The sequence below is a fragment of the Nocardiopsis sp. KDC1DS13DA1 genome (assembly GCF_055632325.1).
Window position 1 is genome coordinate 1 of sequence record NZ_JBVMUY010000053.1, and the last position, 15750, is coordinate 15750.

Here is a 15750-nt window from a genome sequence, read left to right on the forward strand (position 1 = left end):
GCTCAGCCCTTGAGCGGACTGGTCTGGTGGACGAGCAGCCTCCAGTCGCCGTCCTGCTTCACCATGACCCACAGGGCGCGCGACTCGTCCTGCGGTGCGACCGAGTCCTGCCCCGCTCGGACGTAGCCGCCCTCGGTCACGGCGAGCGCGACGTCGTCGGACAGCAGTGTGACCTTCAGCGGCTCGCCCGTCGCCCGCATGCCCTCGTAGGGACCGGCGAAACCGTCGGCCATGTAGGCGCGGATCTCGTCCCTGCCCTTGAGCTGGGTGTCGCCGATGAGTTCACTGCCGTTCTCGGCGAACAGATCGGCGAGGGCGTCGGCGTCGTTGGCATCCCATGCCGCGTGGGCGCGGAGCGGAACCGTGAGCGCGGCCCCCTCCGGCCCGTTCGGGTAGGAGCCGTAGCGGGTCGCCCACTCCTTCGCCTGGGTCACCAGCGATGCTGCCTGATCCGTCATGTTGCATCTCCCGTCTGTCGTGGGGGGAACGGTGCGGTCACCAGCGCAGGGTGGCGCCCGCCCCGCGGGGGCTGTTCTGGTAGGCGGCCAGCTGCCACGTGCCCTCGCGCTTGACCACCACCCAGCTGGACCGCACCGCGAGCTCCTCGTTGATCGTCTTCTCGCCCGGGGCGAGGATCCCGCCGTGGGTGCGGAGCACCGCCACGTCCTCGGACGCGAACCGCACGTCCACGGGGGCTCCCGTCACGTTGGTGTCCTTGAACGGCCCGGCGTACGCGGCCGCCATGAAGGCCTTGACCTCCTCACGGCCCTGCTTGAACACATCGCCCGGGAGGATCAGGATTCCGTCCTCGGTGAAGACCTCGGCCACGCCCGCGGCGTCGTTGCGGGACCACGCCTCGACGAGGCGCAGCGGCACGCCGAGGACCTCCTTCTCCTTCGCGCCGGTGAACTCCCCGTAGTAGGAGTCCAGGTCGGTGATTGCAGCTGCGGTGTCCACGGACATGGACAGCCACTCCCTTCGATGGAGCCTCTCGATGGTCATGAACGAACCGGTCCGGCGCACCGCGACGGCGAACCGTCCCGGTCTCCGGCCGGACCGCGGCCGAGCCTCGGTACGCCTGGTCGGTCTCGAACCGGCGGTCGGCGTCGGAACCGAACGCGCTCCCCTGCCTGCCACTCAGTGTGCTCCGGCGAGGGCGGAGGGCACTTCTTTGATCGTGCTGCGCACGGCCCGTGCCTGAGCCGCGGTACCGGGTGCGCAAACGCGGAGAAGCGCGCCCGCGCCCGGCCACCGGACGATGAAGCGGCCGCCGGAACACCGTGGAGGGAGCGCGGCGACCATCCCGGCCGATCCGGCGACCGTCACCGGAGCCGCGGCGTTCTCCCCTCGCCGCCACGCAACGACAGGAAGGGGAAACACATGCCGAGCACGTCAAAGACCCCGCCGTACGCCGGCTGGGTCCGGCAGGCGTACGCCCGCACGGCCCGCGACGTCGGCCAGCGGCCACGGGAACCGCGGTTCCCGTGGCCGGGCGCGGAGCGGTGAGGAGGGCCAGGATGCGCTTGCTCATCACCGGAGCCGCCGGGTTCATCGGCTCGAACTACATCCGGAAGCTGCTCGCGGGAGCCTACGGGGAGTCCGACGTACAGGTCACCGCGCTCGACAAACTCACGTATGCGGGGAACCTGGAGAACCTCGCCTCCGTGCGCGGCCATCCCCGGTTCACCTTCGTCCACGGCGACATCTGCGACGCCCGGCTGCTGGCACAACTGATGCCCGGTCACGACGCCGTGGTCAACTTCGCCGCCGAGACGCACGTCGACCGCTCGATCACCGACGCGGACGCCTTCGTGCGGACCAACGTGCTCGGCACGGCCGGGGTCCTGAGGGCGGCGAAGGACGCGCGTGTACCGCGGGTGGTCCACGTATCGACCGACGAGGTCTACGGCTCGATCGAGTCCGGATCGTGGACGGAGGAGAGCCCGCTGCTGCCCAACTCCCCCTACGCCGCGGCCAAGGCCGGCGCCGAACTCCTGGCCCGCGCGTTCGCCCGCACCTACGGCCTGGACGTGAGCGTGACCCGGTGCAGCAACAACTACGGGCCCTACCAGCACCCCGAGAAGGTCATCCCGCGGTTCGTGACCAACCTCCTGATGGGAGGCACGGTTCCGCTGTACGGAGACGGCCTCAACGTACGGGACTGGTTGCACGTCGACGACCACTGCCGAGGTGTCCACCTGGTGCTGGAGCGGGGGAGGCCGGGCGAGGCCTACAACATCGGCGGTGGGCACGAGCTGACCAACCGTCGGCTGACCGACCTGCTGCTGCAGGCCTGCGGAGCGGGCCCGGAACGCATCCGCACGGTGCCCGACCGCCCGGGCCACGACCGGCGCTACTCGATCGACGACTCGAAGCTGCGCGCCCTGGGATACAGGCCCCGGGTCGCGTTCCGCGAGGGTCTGGCCTCGACGGTGGCCTGGTACCGCGACAACGTCCGATGGTGGCAGCCGCTGCGCGGCGACATCGCGGCGTGAACGGCCACCGCACACCCTGGAGACCGGAGACACCATGCGCGGCATCATCCTGGCCGGAGGATCGGGCACACGTTTGCGGCCCGTGACTGCGGTCTCGTCGAAACAGCTCCTGCCCGTCTACGACAAGCCCATGATCTACTATCCGCTGTCCGTGCTCATCCTGGCGGGCATCCGCGAGATCCTGATCATCAGCAACCCCGAGCACCTGGACGCCTACCAGCGGCTCCTGGGCGACGGCAACCGACTCGGCCTGGACCTGGCGTACGCCGAGCAGGACCGGCCCCGCGGCCTGGCGGACGCCCTGTGCGTGGGCCGGGAGTTCGTCGGCGACGACTCCGTGGCGCTCATCCTGGGCGACAACATCTTCTACGGCCACGCGCTGACCACCGTCCTGCGCACCGAGCGCGAGCGTCTGGACGGCTGCACGCTGTTCGGCTACCCGGTGGCGGACCCGGAACGGTACGGCGTGGCCACCGTGGACGAGGCCGGACAGATCACCTCGCTGGTGGAGAAGCCGACCCGGCCGACCTCCAACCTCGCCGTCACGGGCCTGTACTTCTACGACAACGAGGCCCTGGACATGGCGGCGGGGCTGACTCCGTCGGCCCGCGGCGAACTCGAGATCACGGACCTGAACAACCTGTTCGTCGAGCAGGGCCGGGCCAGGTTGGTCAGCCTCGGCCGCGGGAACGCCTGGTTCGACACCGGGACCCACGAAAGCCTCCTGGACGCGGCGCTGTTCGTCCGGGTCCTGGCCAAACGCCAGGGGGTGCGGTTGGCCTGCATCGAGGAGGCCGCCTACCGCATGGGCTTCATCGACGCCGAACAGCTGGGGGTGCTCAGCAAGGAGTGCGGATCCTCCAGCTACGGCCGCTATCTGCGTGAGCTCGCCGGGGTGTGAAGCCGGCGGGCACCGGGCACGAACGGGCTGTCCCTTCTTGACCAACACCGCCCCCCCTGACTAACGTGTAAGGAGTTGCTTACGGTAAGAGGGTACTTACATGGTCGCTCGGGATCGACTCAGCATGGAGTTCGCCGCGTTAGCGGACCCGACGCGCCGCGACATCCTCACGCGACTTCGGGGTAGCTCCCTCACGGTGAGTGAACTGGCAAAGCACTATCCGATCAGCAGGGCTGCCGTCTCCCAGCACCTGACGGTGCTCGAGAAGGCGGGACTCGTGACACGGGACAGGAGAGGGCAGTGGATCGACTGCTCTCTCTCGCCCGCCTACCTGGACGAGGCGGCGGCGTGGATCGGACGGCAGCGCGCCGACTGGACTGAACGGTTCGACCTGCTCGACGAGCATCTCAGGAACCGCCGTGAACGCGGCCGCGAGACCGACAACGACGAAGAAGGAGAGCAGCGATGATCGACGTGTCCAAGGGCTTCACACTCGTCCGCACTTTCGAGGCGACGCCGGAGGAGGTCTGGAAGGCGTGGACCGACCCCGACGCCGCGGCGCAGTGGTGGCACCCGCGGGGAACGAGCACCCCGCGGGAGACGGTTGAGATCGACGCCCAGGTGGGCGGACGCTACACGTACACGATGGTGAACGACACCGTCGGCAACAAGGTGGTCACCGGCGGCGTGTACCGCGAGGTCGTTCCGTTCGAGCGCCTCGCCTTCACCTGGGGCCACCCCAACGGCGACCCGGACGACACTCCCGTCATCACCATCACCCTCGAGCCGGTCGGCGAAGGCACCCGCATGACCTTCGACCTGCGCGGCGTCGAAGGGGCCGAGGGTGACGGGAGCTTCCACGACGGCTGGCAGGAAGTGCTCGACTCCCTCCAGGACTTCGTGGGGTAGTCCCGGATCTCCAGGCGAGGGACCCCCCTCACGAGACGCACTCGAGACCTCGCCCGCCGATCCCCGGCCGATCCGTTCCCGTTCCGGAGCGGATGACCGACGTGCACCCACGTCGGAGGACGCGCCGAGGGAGGCACAACAGGGAGCCGGCAGGCCGGGCGGGCGCGAAGTCGCGACCGGCTCCGCGATCATCTGGATGGAGAGATGACTGATAGCACGGAGTCCGCGAGCGGCTCCCGTCCGGCCCTTCCACAGGCGGGGACCCGCGAGTGGATCGGCCTCGTGGTACTGAGCCTGCCGACGATGTTGGTGTTCCTCGACCTGACGGTGATGTTCCTGGCGCTGCCGCACATCACGGCCGACCTGAGCCCCAGCGCCCTGCAGAGCCTGTGGATGGTCGACATCTACGGCTTCCTGATCGCCGGGGCGCTGGTCACGATGGGGCGTCTGGGCGATCGGATCGGTCGTCGCAGACTGATCCTGATCGGGGGCGGCGCGTTCGGCCTGCTCTCCGCCGCGGCGGCGTTCTCGTCCAGCCCGGAGATGGTCATCGCCGCGCGGGCCGGGCTGGGCGTGGCCGGAGCCACGTTCATGCCCTGCACCCTGGCGCTGATCAGGACGATGTTCCCCGATCCCAAGCAGATGACCAAGGCCATGGCGATCTGGACGACGATGGGCATGGCCGGGCTCTGCCTGGGCCCGTCGGTCGGGGGCCTGCTACTGAACTCGTTCTGGTGGGGATCGGTCTTCATGATCGCGGTCCCGGTCACGGTGCTGCTGCTGCTGACCGGCCCGGTGCTGCTGCCGGAGTCCCGCGACGAGAACGCCTCGCCCCTGGACCTGGTCAGCGCGGCGCTGTCGCTGGTCGCCGTCCTCACGCTCATCTACGGGCTCAAGGAGCTGGCCAAGAACGGATGGGACCCGATCCCGGCGGTGGCGTGCGTCGTCGGTGTCCTGGTCGGCGCGGTCTTCGTCCGCCGACAGCGCCGCCTGCCCGACCCCCTGCTCGACGTGGGCCTGTTCCGCGTCCCGGAGGTCGCGGGCGCCCTGACACTGTTCATGGTCACCGGTATCGTCCAGTCCGGCACCGGCCTGCTCATCGCCCAGTACCTGCAACTGGTCGACGGACGCACGCCGTTCGTCGCGGCGCTGTGGCTCATCATCCCCTCGCTGGTGGCGATCGTCGGTGTCCAGCTCTCCGCACCGCTGGCCACCCGGCTGCGCCCGAACCGCGTGCTCATGGGCGGTCTGCTGCTCAGCGCCGTGGGAATGGTCGTCATGTCGCAGGTCCCGGCGGTGAACGGCCTGGCCGTGCTGATCGTCGGTGTGTGCATCTCCTACGCCGGTGTCAGCATGGTCCCCGCGATCAGCAACCAACTCACCATGCAGGCGGCCCCGCCGGAGCGCAGCGGCTCGGCCGGGTCCCTCTCGACCACCAGCGGCGAACTCGGCAACGCCCTGGGCATCGCGGTCATGGGGAGTCTGGCCACCGTGCTCTACACCAGTTGGCTCGCCGTGCCCTCCGGTGTCCCCGCCGGTGCCGCGGCGGCCGCCGGTGAGGACCTCGCCGGTGCGGCCACCACGGCCCAGACCCTCCCGGCCCCACTGGACGACCAGCTGATGACGGCGGCTCGCGAGGCTTTCACCAGCGCGTTCAACACCGTCGCGCTCTGCGGAGCGGTCACGCTGGTCCTGCTCTCCGGTCTGGTGTACGTCCTGATGCGCCACGTCCGACCCATCGGATCGGAGGAGCAGGAGCCGCAGAGCGATCCCGCCGCGTCCCCGTGACAGGGGGCCGCGCCGTATCCACGGTGCCGGACCGCCTCACGGGGGCCCGGCGGGGATCCGGCGGAAGCCTTCCTTCGCGCTGGCAAAACGCCTCTCCAGAGCAATAACGGAGATGTCCGCACAGGTTCCGGACCCATAAGGTTGCCGACAGGAGAAATGCCCGGTCAGCGCGAAGAAGGCAGGCCACGGGGAGCGCCGAGGAGTTCCACCGTACGTGCCGGAGAACCGACGTCCGCACGCTCTTGTCAATCGGCACACCACCTTCTCTTCATTTCGCGTGATGTCATGGAAGTCCGACGTTTCGGCGATGCGTCGTGCGGCCGGCTCCTCCTGCCCCCGGGAACTCCCATGAAAGGAGCACGGCGACATGGCGGAGCCTGAACAAGCCGAAGTCGGATCTGGGAAAACGAACGCACCGCCGAGGCAGCTGGACTCGTTGACGGGGCTGCGGTTCTTCGCCGCCCTCATGGTGTTCTTCTTCCACACCGGGTTGGTCATCAACCCGATCATGCCCACCGAGCCGGCCATCAGCCCGTTCGCGAACGAGACGATCGCGCAGTGGTACGCGTGGGTCTTCAGCAACAGCGGTTTCGTCGGGGTGTCCTTCTTCTTCGTCCTCAGTGGATTCGTGCTCGCCTGGTCGGTGGGACCCGACTTCTCGGCGCGGGCGTTCATCCGTCGCAGGCTGGTGAAGATCTTCCCGACCCACGTGGTCATGTGGGCGTTGGCGATGGTGTTGTTCGCGGGCGGCGTGGCCACCTGGCGGGTGTGGCTGCCCAACCTGTTCCTGCTGCACTCGTGGTTTCCCGACCTCCAGATCAGCCAGAGCATCAACATGCCCTCCTGGTCGCTCGCCTGCGAACTGCTCTTCTACCTGTGCTTCCCCTTCCTCGTCCGGCCGATCGCCCGGATGACGGGGCGCGGGTTGTGGTTCGGCGCCGTGGCGATGGTCGCCGGGCTCACGCTCTACCAGGTGGCCATCGCCACCGTCCTTCCCGCCCCTCCCGGCATGGAGGGGGTGGCCCTGTCCAACCTGCAGTACTGGCTCAGCTACCTGTTCCCGGTCGGGCGGATGTTCGAGTTCCTGCTCGGCGCGTTCCTGGCGCACATCGTCCTCGCGGGAAAGTGGATCCGGATCCCGCCGCTGGCGGCGACGGCGATCATGGTCCTCGGCTACACCGCCACCCTGTTCGTGCCGGTGCCCTACTCGATCAACCTGGTCACACTCGCCCCGATCGGGATCATGGTGGCCTCGTTCGCCGACGCGGACGTACGCGGAGCGCGGACCGGGATGCGCAGCCCGCTGCTCGTCTGGTTCGGCAAGGTCTCCTTCGGCTTCTACATGTGCCAGTCCGTGACCATCTTCTGGGTCCGAGGCGTCACCGGCGGCGAGGCGTTCTCGACACCGGTCGCCGCTCTGGTCCTGCTCGGGCTGTTCGCGGTGACCCTTCTCGGCGGATGGTGCCTGTACCAGTTCGTGGAGATGCCCATGATGCGCCGGTGGAGCCGTAGGCGCACGGCACCGGCCCACACACCCGCCACCGAAGCGGGACCCCCTGAGACCGACGAGCGTACGGACACCGTGCGTCTCGACGAGAGGAACTGAACGCATGAGTACCTTCAGCGAAGCCGAAGCGATCGACCTCAACGACGTCGACGGCTTCTGGGCCCGGCCGATCGAGTACCGGCACGCCGCGTTCGACGCCCTGCGCGCCCGGCCCACGCTGCCGTTCTTTCCCGAACCGGACTTCGGCGGAGCGCTGCGTGGCCCCGGCTACTACGCGCTGACCCGGATGGACGACGTCCTCCAGGTCACCCGTGACGCGTCCAGGTTCATCTCCGGCAGGGGGACCGGCAGCGTGGTGGACCTGCCGCCCGAGATGATGGCGGAGTTCGGCGAGTCGATCATCACGATGGACGGTCCCCGGCACGGTCGGCTGCGGCGCATCGTCTCCCGGGTCTTCACCCACAAGATGGTGAACGCGCTCATGGACAACGTGTCCGGGGTGGCCGAGAACATCGTCGACGAGGTGATCGAGCGGGGCGAGTGCGACGCGGTCGCCGACATCTCGGCGAAGCTGCCGCTGCGCGTCATCTGCGACATGCTGGGCATCCCGGAAAGCCAGCAGGGCTTCGTGGACGAACAGACCAACATGCTGCTCGGCCTCGCGGATCCGGACTACGTCGCCGAACAGGACGACGCCCTGGGCGCGATGTTCAACGCCAGCCGTGCGCTGGCCGACCTGATGCACGATCTGGCCGAACAGCGCGCCGGGCAGCCCTCCGACGACCTGATCTCCATGCTGTTGAACGCCGAGGTCGAGGGCGAGGCGCTCACCCCCACGGAGCTGGCCAGTTTCTTCATCCTGCTGGTCAGTGCCGGGAACGAGACCACCCGCAACGCGATCAGCTGGGGGATCGAACTGCTCACCCGGTTCCCGGAGCAGCGCGCGGCCTGGCTGTCCGACATCGACGGCGTGGCCCCGACCGCGGTGGAGGAGATCGTCCGCTGGTCCTCACCGGTGATGTGCCAGCGGCGCACCGTCGCCGAGGACGCCGAGCCGGTGGAGATCGGCGGCTGCCGGCTCGGCCCGGGCGACAAGGTGCTCATGTTCCACTGGGCCGCCAACCGCGATCCGGGCCACTTCGAGGACCCCGAGCGCTTCGACGTGCGGCGCACACGGAATCCGCACGTCGGCTACGGCGGGCCGGGACCGCACTTCTGCCTGGGGGCGCACCTGGCCCGACTGGAGTTGAAGGTGATCTTCCGTCAGCTGCTGACCCGGATGCCCGACGTTCGCGTCGAGGGCGAGCCGGTGCGGCTGAAGTCGTCGTTGGTCAACGGGATCAAGCACCTGCCGGTGACCTTCACGCCCGGCGGCGTCACAGGGCGGGCCTCGGTATGACGGCGGACGGGCCCGCACGCCGGCGCGCCGGAACGGTCGAGGTCTTCGCCTGGGCCACCGACGACGATCCCGCCATGGCCACCGAGAAGGCCGCGGTCGAATGCCTCGCGGAGGCGTTCGCGAGGGCGTGCCCGGGGCAGGAGTTCGTGAATCCCCTCGCCGCTCGGGGAGCACCGTCGGACCCGAGGCGGGCCCTCCACTCCCGGCTGCGGGGCGACGAGCCGCCGGACGGCTTCCAGACGCATCCCGGCGGGGAGCTGAGGGACTACGTCGACGCCGGATACCTCACGGACCTCAGCGACCGGTGCGCACGGTGGGGCCTGGTCGACGTCCTGCCCCGGGGACTGCTGGACGCCATCACCGTGGACGGGAGGATCTACACCGTGCCCGCGGGCGTCCACCGCCTGATGCTGTGGAGCAACGAGGCGGTGCTGGCAGGGGCCGGACTCACCGCACGGCCCGCCACCCTCGACGCGCTGGTCCGCGACCTGGACGCGCTCAGGACCGTGGGTGTCGAGCACCCGCTCGCGGTCGGGGCCGACTGGACGCAGTTCGAACTGCTCGAGGCGGTCCTGCTCGCCGGGCTCGGGCCCGAACGGTTCGAGTCGCTGTGGACCGCGGGGGCCGACTGGTCCGGAAGCGACATCACCGGGGCGCTCAACGACTACGGGAGGCTGCTGTCGTACACGAACCCGGACCGCGACGGCCTGCACTGGACCGACGCGGCGAGGCTGCTGAGCGACGGCGGGGCCGGCTACCTCTTCATGGGCGACTGGGTCACCGGCGAGTGGGAGGGGGCGGGGTTCGGGAACTACGCGCACCAGCCGTTCCCGGGCACCGAGGAGGCCTTCCAGTGGCTCGGTGACTCGTTCGTCCTGCCCAGAAACGCCCCCAACCCGACGGGGGCGGACTGCTGGCTGAGGACCGTGGGGAGCTCCGAGGGGCAGAGGGCGTTCAACACCAGGAAGGGATCCATCCCGGCACGTACCGACGCGAACCCCGCCGACTACCGGCCGTACCAGCGGGCGGCGATGGCGGACCTCCGGCGGCTGAGGCTCGTTCCGTCGTCCGCGCACGGGCTGGGGTGTCCGCAGGCCGTGACCGCGGCCGTGACCGGCGCGGTGGGCGAGTTCTCCGCGACGGGTGACGTCGCGGGGCTGCGGGCCGCCATCGCGGACGGCGTGGCCGCGCACAGACCGACGGCCCGCACACGCGAGGGCCCCGCCGCGGAGGCCCGCGGCGGGCCCTGACGGGTCGACCACCAGGAAAAACAAGGGAGTAGATGATGGCACTGCCGAGGATCGTCTCGCGGGACGAGTGGCTGGCCACCCATAAGGAGTTCCAGCTCAGGGAAAGGGAGACGATGAAGGCGCGGGACGCGCTGAACGCCGCCCGCCGCGAACTGCCCATGGTCGAGGTCGACAAGGACTACGTCCTGGAGGGGCCGTCGGGCAAGGCGTCGCTGCTCGACCTGTTCGAGGGTCGCAGGCAGCTCATCGTCTACCACTTCATGTTCCACCCCGACTGGGACGCGGGCTGCCCGGCCTGCTCGTTCCTGGTGGACAACTTCCCCCACTTCTCCCACCTGAACCGGCGCGACACCTCGGTGGCCGTCGTCTCCCGGGCGCCGCTGTCCAAGCTGCGGACCTACAAGGAGCGGATGGGCTGGGACTTCACCTGGTACTCGTCGCACGACAGCGCGTTCAACTACGACTTCCACGCGACGCTGGACGATGACCAGGCCCCGGTCTGGTACAACTTCAAGGATCGGGACACGCTGGTGAACGAGGGCCTGACCGAGTTCAACGGCATGGAGGTGCCGGGGGCCAGCGTCTTCCTGAGGGACGGTGACCGCGTCTTCCACACCTACTCCACCTACGCACGCGGCACCGAGGTGTTCGACACCACCTTCCACCTGCTCGACCTCACCGCGCTCGGCCGCCAGGAGGAGTGGGAGAAGCCCCACGACCGCTACACGGGTCCGGTGCGCGGGATCCGTCGACACGACGAATACGAGTCCGACTAGGACACCTGGCGGTTCCACGACGGACCGGCTGCCGACGAGGCCCCCGTGCGGGGCGGATCGAGACCCTCGGGTCCGACCCGCCGCACGGGGGCCTCGTGCGTGCCGGCGGAGGCGGCGCTCATCCTGCCGGGCTCCTCCCACCGAGCGCACGCGACAAGAAGCGGTCCTGAGTCGTACATGCCACCGTTTGAGGTGGAAAAGGCCGGTAGGCGGCCGATGCGCACGTGACAGGACGTGTCGGCCACCGCCTCCGCGGGGCCGTGGGGCTCTGTCCGCGCGATCCCACGCGGAACGCGGCCGACGCCGGATGCGTCCCGGGCCACGCGCCCGCGGACGGACGTGACCCACGACATCGGGAGTGAATCGCATGACCCAAGACTCGATCGACGTCCGCGGGGATGCGCGCCCGGCGTTGACGAGCCTGCGCTTCGTCGCCGCCCTGCTGGTCTTCATCACCCACATCGCCTTCCTGGCACCGTTCGCCGACCCCGTGATCTCGGGGAGCTTCTCGACCATCGCCCACGACGCCGGATACCTCGGCGTGTCGTTCTTCTTCGTGCTCAGCGGCTTCGTCCTGACCTGGTCGGCCAGGACCGGGGACCGGGTGCGCGACTTCTACCGCCGACGCTTCATGAAGATCGTCCCGAACCACCTCGTGGTGTTCGGACCGGCAGTCGCCGTGACGTTCGTCATCGGCCTGGGAATGGGCGTCTACCCCATCCTGGTCAACTACCTGTTCCTGCTGCAGGCCTGGGTCTGGAACTTCGAGTTCGCGGCGCAGTCACCCAACAGCCCCACCTGGTCGCTGGGGGTCGAGGTCTTCTTCTACGCCCTGTTCCCCCTGTTCTACGCGCTGGTGCGGCGGATCCCCCGCGGCCGGGTGTGGTTCTGGTGGGTGGCCACCGGTCTGCTCATCGCCGCGATACCGCTCGTGGTCGGCGCGGTGACCCCGAGCGGCCCGGCCAGCCCCGCCTTCGACGGCGGTACCTGGCTGCAGCAGAAACTGCTGCTGTTCTTCCCCGTCACCCGGTTGCCCGACTTCGTGCTCGGCATGCTCACCGCGCGTCTGGTGCAGGAGCGGCGGTTCGTGGGAATCGGCCTGGGGTGGTCGGCGGCCCTCACCGTGGCGGTCTACGTCGCCGCGCTCTTCCTGCCGCACATCTACGGTTTCGCGGGGCTGTGGGCCTTCCCGGTCGCGCTGCTGATCGGCGCCGCGGCCTCACGCGACCCGCGCAGGCCCGGGCTGCTGGAGAGCCGCCCCGCCGTCTGGGCCGGGGAGGCCTCGTACGCGTTCTACCTGATCCACCTGCCGCTGATGCTGCTCGCCCTCTTCGTGGCCGGGCGCCTGCAACCGGGGGGCGCGGGCGGCGGTTTCGCGAAGATGGGCACGGTGCCCGCGATCCTGTTCATCCTGGGCCTGGTCGCCGTCACGCTGCTGGTGTCCCGACTGCTGTTCGTCGCCGTCGAGCGGCCCGTGATGCGCCGGTGGGCGCGTTCGCCGCGCTCCGGTACCGGAGCGCGGTCCGCCCCGGGAGAAGGGGACGCCCCGCGGTCCGACGGCGAGCCCGACCGCCCTGGCCGGACCGTGCCGTAACGGACCTCCCCGGCCCACCGCAAGCGGAGAGACGCGCGCCCCGCGGCCTGACAGGCACTGTGACAGGGCGGGCACCGAGCCGTATCCACCCCTTCTCCCCCTTCTTCCCAGGAGGTTCCTCCAGCATGGGCACGAACGATCTCCCCAACGCCGCAGAGCTCGACGAACTGGACCGCCGCCACCTCGTGCGGTCCATGCAGCGGGGCTACATCAAGGACCGCGTGATCATCACCCGCGGCGAGGGGTCCACGGTGTGGGACACCGAGGGCAACGCCTACCTCGACGCCGCCGGCGGCGGGGTCTGGCACTCGCCGATCGGACACGGCCGACCGGAACTCGCGGCGGTCGCCTCGGAGCAGATCCAGCAGATCGAGTTCTTCACCAGCCTGCTGGAGTTCTCGAACGACAAGGCCATCCGCCTCGCGGCCCGCCTCGCCGGGCTCGCTCCCGAGGGGCTGGACCGCGTGTTCTTCTCCAGCGGTGGGTCCGAGGCCGTGGAGACGGCCATCAAGGCGGCCCGTCTGTTCCACCACCGCCGCGGCGAGCCCAACCGCACGTGGGTGCTCTCACGCCACTACTCGTTCCACGGTGCGACCTACGGCAGCGGCACGGCCACCGGGCTGCCGCAGATGCAGTACGGCGTCGGGCCGAACCTGCCCGACTTCGAGAAGCTGACGCCGCCCTACCCGTACCGGCACGAGATGTACGGCGGCGCGGACGTGACCGACTTCTGCGTCAACGAGCTCGAAGAGACCATCGAGAGGATCGGGGCGGGCAACATCGCAGCCATGATCGGTGAGCCGGTCATGGCGGGCGGCGGTGTCATCGCGCCGCCGGAGGACTACTGGCCGCGCATGCAGGAGGTCCTCGACCGGAACGGCATCCTGCTCGTGGCCGACGAGGTGGTGACCGCCCTCGGCAGGCTCGGCACGTGGTTCGACTCCCCGCGCCGCGGGATGCGCCCCCACATGATCACGATGGCCAAGGGCATCGCGGGCGGGTACGCCCCGCTCGGCGCGACCCTGATGACCGACGAGATCGCCGACACCGTCATCGGCGAGGAGGGGTTCTTCCACGGCTACACGTTCCAGGGGCATCCGGTCGCGTGCGCCCTCGGCCTGGAGACGGTGGAGATCGTCGAACGGGAGGGGCTGCTGGAGCGGGCCCGCGAGATCGAGTCCGAGCTGCGCGAGGGCCTCTCCGAACTCGCGGATCGGCCCTCGGTCGGCGACGTGCGGGTCGAGGGCACCCTGGCGGCGGTCGAGCTGGTGTCGGACCGGGAGCACAAGGTGCCCGTGGACTGGAGCGTGGGTGAGGCCGTCGCCTTCGAGATCCGTCACCGGCACGGCGTGATCGCGCGCCCGTACGCGCACAACCTGGTGCTCGCCCCTCCGCTCGTGATGACCAGCGAGGAGGTGGCGCGGGCCTGCCGGGCCGTGGCCGACGTGGTCTCGCGCCTGGGCTCCGACGGTGTCATCGCCCAGTGAGCGGCGACGCCGGCCTGTCATCGATTCCCGTGTGAGAGGAAGTTGAGATGTACGACTACATCATCGTCGGAGCCGGTTCGGCGGGGTGCGTTCTGGCCTCCCGGCTCTCCGAGGACCCCGACGTCCGGGTGTGCCTGCTCGAAGCCGGCGGGCCGGACACCATGGAGACGATCCACATCCCCGCCCTGTTCGGAGACCTGTTCCGGACCCGGGTGGACTGGGACTACGACTCCCACTTCGAGGAGCACCTCGACCGGCGCCGGGTGTTCCTGCCCCGTGGCCGGGTCCTGGGCGGCACGAGTTCGATCAACGCGATGCTCTACGTCCGGGCCAACCCGCTCGACTACGACGGCTGGGACCAGCCCGGGTGGAGCTACAAGGAACTGCTCCCCTACTTCCGCCGGAGTGAGGACAACGAGCGCGGTGCGTCCTTCCACCATGGTGTGGGCGGGCCCCTGAGCGTGGCCGACGGCCGTTCGAACAACCCGTCGATGACGGCCCTGGTCGATGCGGCCATCGAGGCCGGGCACCCGGCCAACGACGACTTCAACGCAGGAACGCAGGACGGCTTCGGGCGGTTCCAGCTGACCCAGCGCGACGGGCGCAGGTGCAGCGTCGCGGACGCCTTCCTGCACCCGGTGGCCGACCGTCCCAACCTCACGGTGATCTCGAACTTCCAGGCCCTGCGCCTGGTGATGGACGGCACGCGCGTGACCGGGGTGACGGGTGAGCGCTTCGGCGAGGAGATGACGGTCCGGGCCGAGGCCGAGGTCATCCTCTCCGCCGGGGCCTACAACACCCCGACCCTGCTGATGTACTCCGGGATCGGCCCCGCAGCGGTGCTCGAGGGCGCGGGTGTGGACGTCCTGGTGGACCATCCGTGGGTCGGGCGCAACCTGCAGGACCACATGTTCGTCCCGCTGATCTACGCGCACGACGAGCCGGTGAGCACGATCGCGGCCGGTGAGGCCGAGATGGCCGAGTTCCTCGAACACGGCACCGGCCCCTTCACCTCCAACGGTCCCGAGGCCGGCGGCTTCATCCGCACCCGTCCGGACCTGCCCGCACCGGACGTCTCGTTCTACTGCGGCCCCATGATGTTCCCGGACAGCGGACTGTCGGTCCCGAGCGAGCACGCGATCACCTACGGGCCGGTCATGCTCACGCCGCAGAGCCGCGGCCAGGTGTCGATCATCGGTTCGGACCCGATGACCAAGCCGAAGATCGAGCACAACTACCTGGCCGAGCCGAACGACCGGACGGTGGCGGTCGAGGGTGTGCGCGCCGCCCTGGAGATCGCCCGGCAGCCGGCCCTGAGCCGGTACACCACGCGTCCGTACCAGGTCCCGGCCTCGGACGACGCGGACGAGATCCTGGCCTTCGTCCGGCGCAACGCGCAGTCGATCTGGCACGCCGCCGGAAGCGCGGCCATGGGCCGGGTCGTGGACTCGGAGCTGCGGGTCCAGGGGGTGGAGGGCCTGCGCGTGGCCGACGCCTCGGTGATGCCCACCGTGGGCCGGGGTGCGACGAACGCGTCGGCGATCGTCATCGGTGAGCGGGCCGCCGACCTGATCGGCTCCGCGCGCCCGGCGCAGCGCGCGGCCTGACCCCGGGTCGGCCCGAGCACGGACGGCCCCGCCGCCC

Annotated in this window: 14 protein-coding genes; 12 read left to right on the forward strand and 2 right to left on the reverse strand. The window is 69.8% G+C overall.

The window, feature by feature from the left end:
- Positions 1–2: 2 nt before the first annotated feature.
- A complete protein-coding gene (locus ACTVAJ_RS28505; protein ID WP_470391385.1) occupies positions 3–458 on the reverse strand; it encodes an SgcJ/EcaC family oxidoreductase in 456 nt (151 codons plus the stop codon).
- 37 nt (positions 459–495) lie between these two features.
- Positions 496–1002 (reverse strand): SgcJ/EcaC family oxidoreductase, encoded by a 507-nt coding sequence (locus ACTVAJ_RS28510; protein WP_470391386.1) that lies wholly within the window; start codon positions 1000–1002, stop codon positions 496–498.
- A gap of 515 nt (positions 1003–1517) precedes the next feature.
- Here ACTVAJ_RS28510 and rfbB point away from each other — a divergent pair.
- The 12 genes from rfbB (at position 1518) to ACTVAJ_RS28570 (ending at position 15713) form a co-directional block, all read left to right on the forward strand.
- Positions 1518–2495, forward strand: a complete 978-nt coding sequence (gene rfbB / locus ACTVAJ_RS28515) for a dTDP-glucose 4,6-dehydratase (protein ID WP_470391387.1) — start codon at positions 1518–1520, stop codon at positions 2493–2495.
- A gap of 34 nt (positions 2496–2529) precedes the next feature.
- Entirely contained in the window at positions 2530–3396 is an 867-nt protein-coding gene (gene rfbA, locus ACTVAJ_RS28520) for a glucose-1-phosphate thymidylyltransferase RfbA (RefSeq protein ID WP_470391388.1), read from the forward strand.
- 124 nt (positions 3397–3520) lie between these two features.
- A complete protein-coding gene (locus ACTVAJ_RS28525; protein WP_470391389.1) occupies positions 3521–3865 on the forward strand; it encodes a metalloregulator ArsR/SmtB family transcription factor in 345 nt (114 codons plus the stop codon).
- Entirely contained in the window at positions 3862–4305 is a 444-nt protein-coding gene (locus tag ACTVAJ_RS28530; protein WP_470391390.1) for an SRPBCC family protein, read from the forward strand. Before ACTVAJ_RS28525 ends, ACTVAJ_RS28530 begins: the two co-directional genes overlap by 4 nt.
- 204 nt (positions 4306–4509) lie before the next feature.
- Positions 4510–6093 carry an MFS transporter gene (locus ACTVAJ_RS28535; protein WP_470391391.1) on the forward strand — a complete coding sequence of 528 codons (1584 nt, stop codon included), beginning with the start codon at positions 4510–4512 and terminating at the stop codon, positions 6091–6093.
- A 367-nt stretch (positions 6094–6460) separates the two neighbouring features.
- Positions 6461–7699, forward strand: coding sequence for an acyltransferase family protein (locus ACTVAJ_RS28540; RefSeq protein ID WP_470391392.1), 1239 nt, complete (start codon positions 6461–6463; stop codon positions 7697–7699).
- Positions 7700–7703: 4 nt separating this feature from the next.
- A complete protein-coding gene (locus ACTVAJ_RS28545; protein WP_470391393.1) occupies positions 7704–8999 on the forward strand; it encodes a cytochrome P450 in 1296 nt (431 codons plus the stop codon).
- Positions 8996–10249 carry an ABC transporter substrate-binding protein gene (locus ACTVAJ_RS28550; RefSeq protein WP_470391394.1) on the forward strand — a complete coding sequence of 418 codons (1254 nt, stop codon included), beginning with the start codon at positions 8996–8998 and terminating at the stop codon, positions 10247–10249. The genes ACTVAJ_RS28545 and ACTVAJ_RS28550 overlap by 4 nt, the downstream gene beginning before the upstream one ends.
- A 32-nt stretch (positions 10250–10281) precedes the next feature.
- A complete protein-coding gene (locus ACTVAJ_RS28555; RefSeq protein ID WP_470391395.1) occupies positions 10282–11025 on the forward strand; it encodes a DUF899 domain-containing protein in 744 nt (247 codons plus the stop codon).
- Positions 11026–11392: 367 nt separating this feature from the next.
- On the forward strand, positions 11393–12619 hold the full coding sequence (locus ACTVAJ_RS28560; RefSeq protein ID WP_470391396.1) for an acyltransferase family protein: 1227 nt from the start codon (positions 11393–11395) through the stop codon (positions 12617–12619).
- Positions 12620–12744: 125 nt separating this feature from the next.
- Positions 12745–14106 (forward strand): aminotransferase family protein, encoded by a 1362-nt coding sequence (locus ACTVAJ_RS28565; RefSeq protein ID WP_470391397.1) that lies wholly within the window; start codon positions 12745–12747, stop codon positions 14104–14106.
- A 47-nt stretch (positions 14107–14153) separates the two neighbouring features.
- A complete protein-coding gene (locus ACTVAJ_RS28570; protein WP_470391398.1) occupies positions 14154–15713 on the forward strand; it encodes a GMC family oxidoreductase in 1560 nt (519 codons plus the stop codon).
- Positions 15714–15750 lie beyond the last annotated feature (37 nt).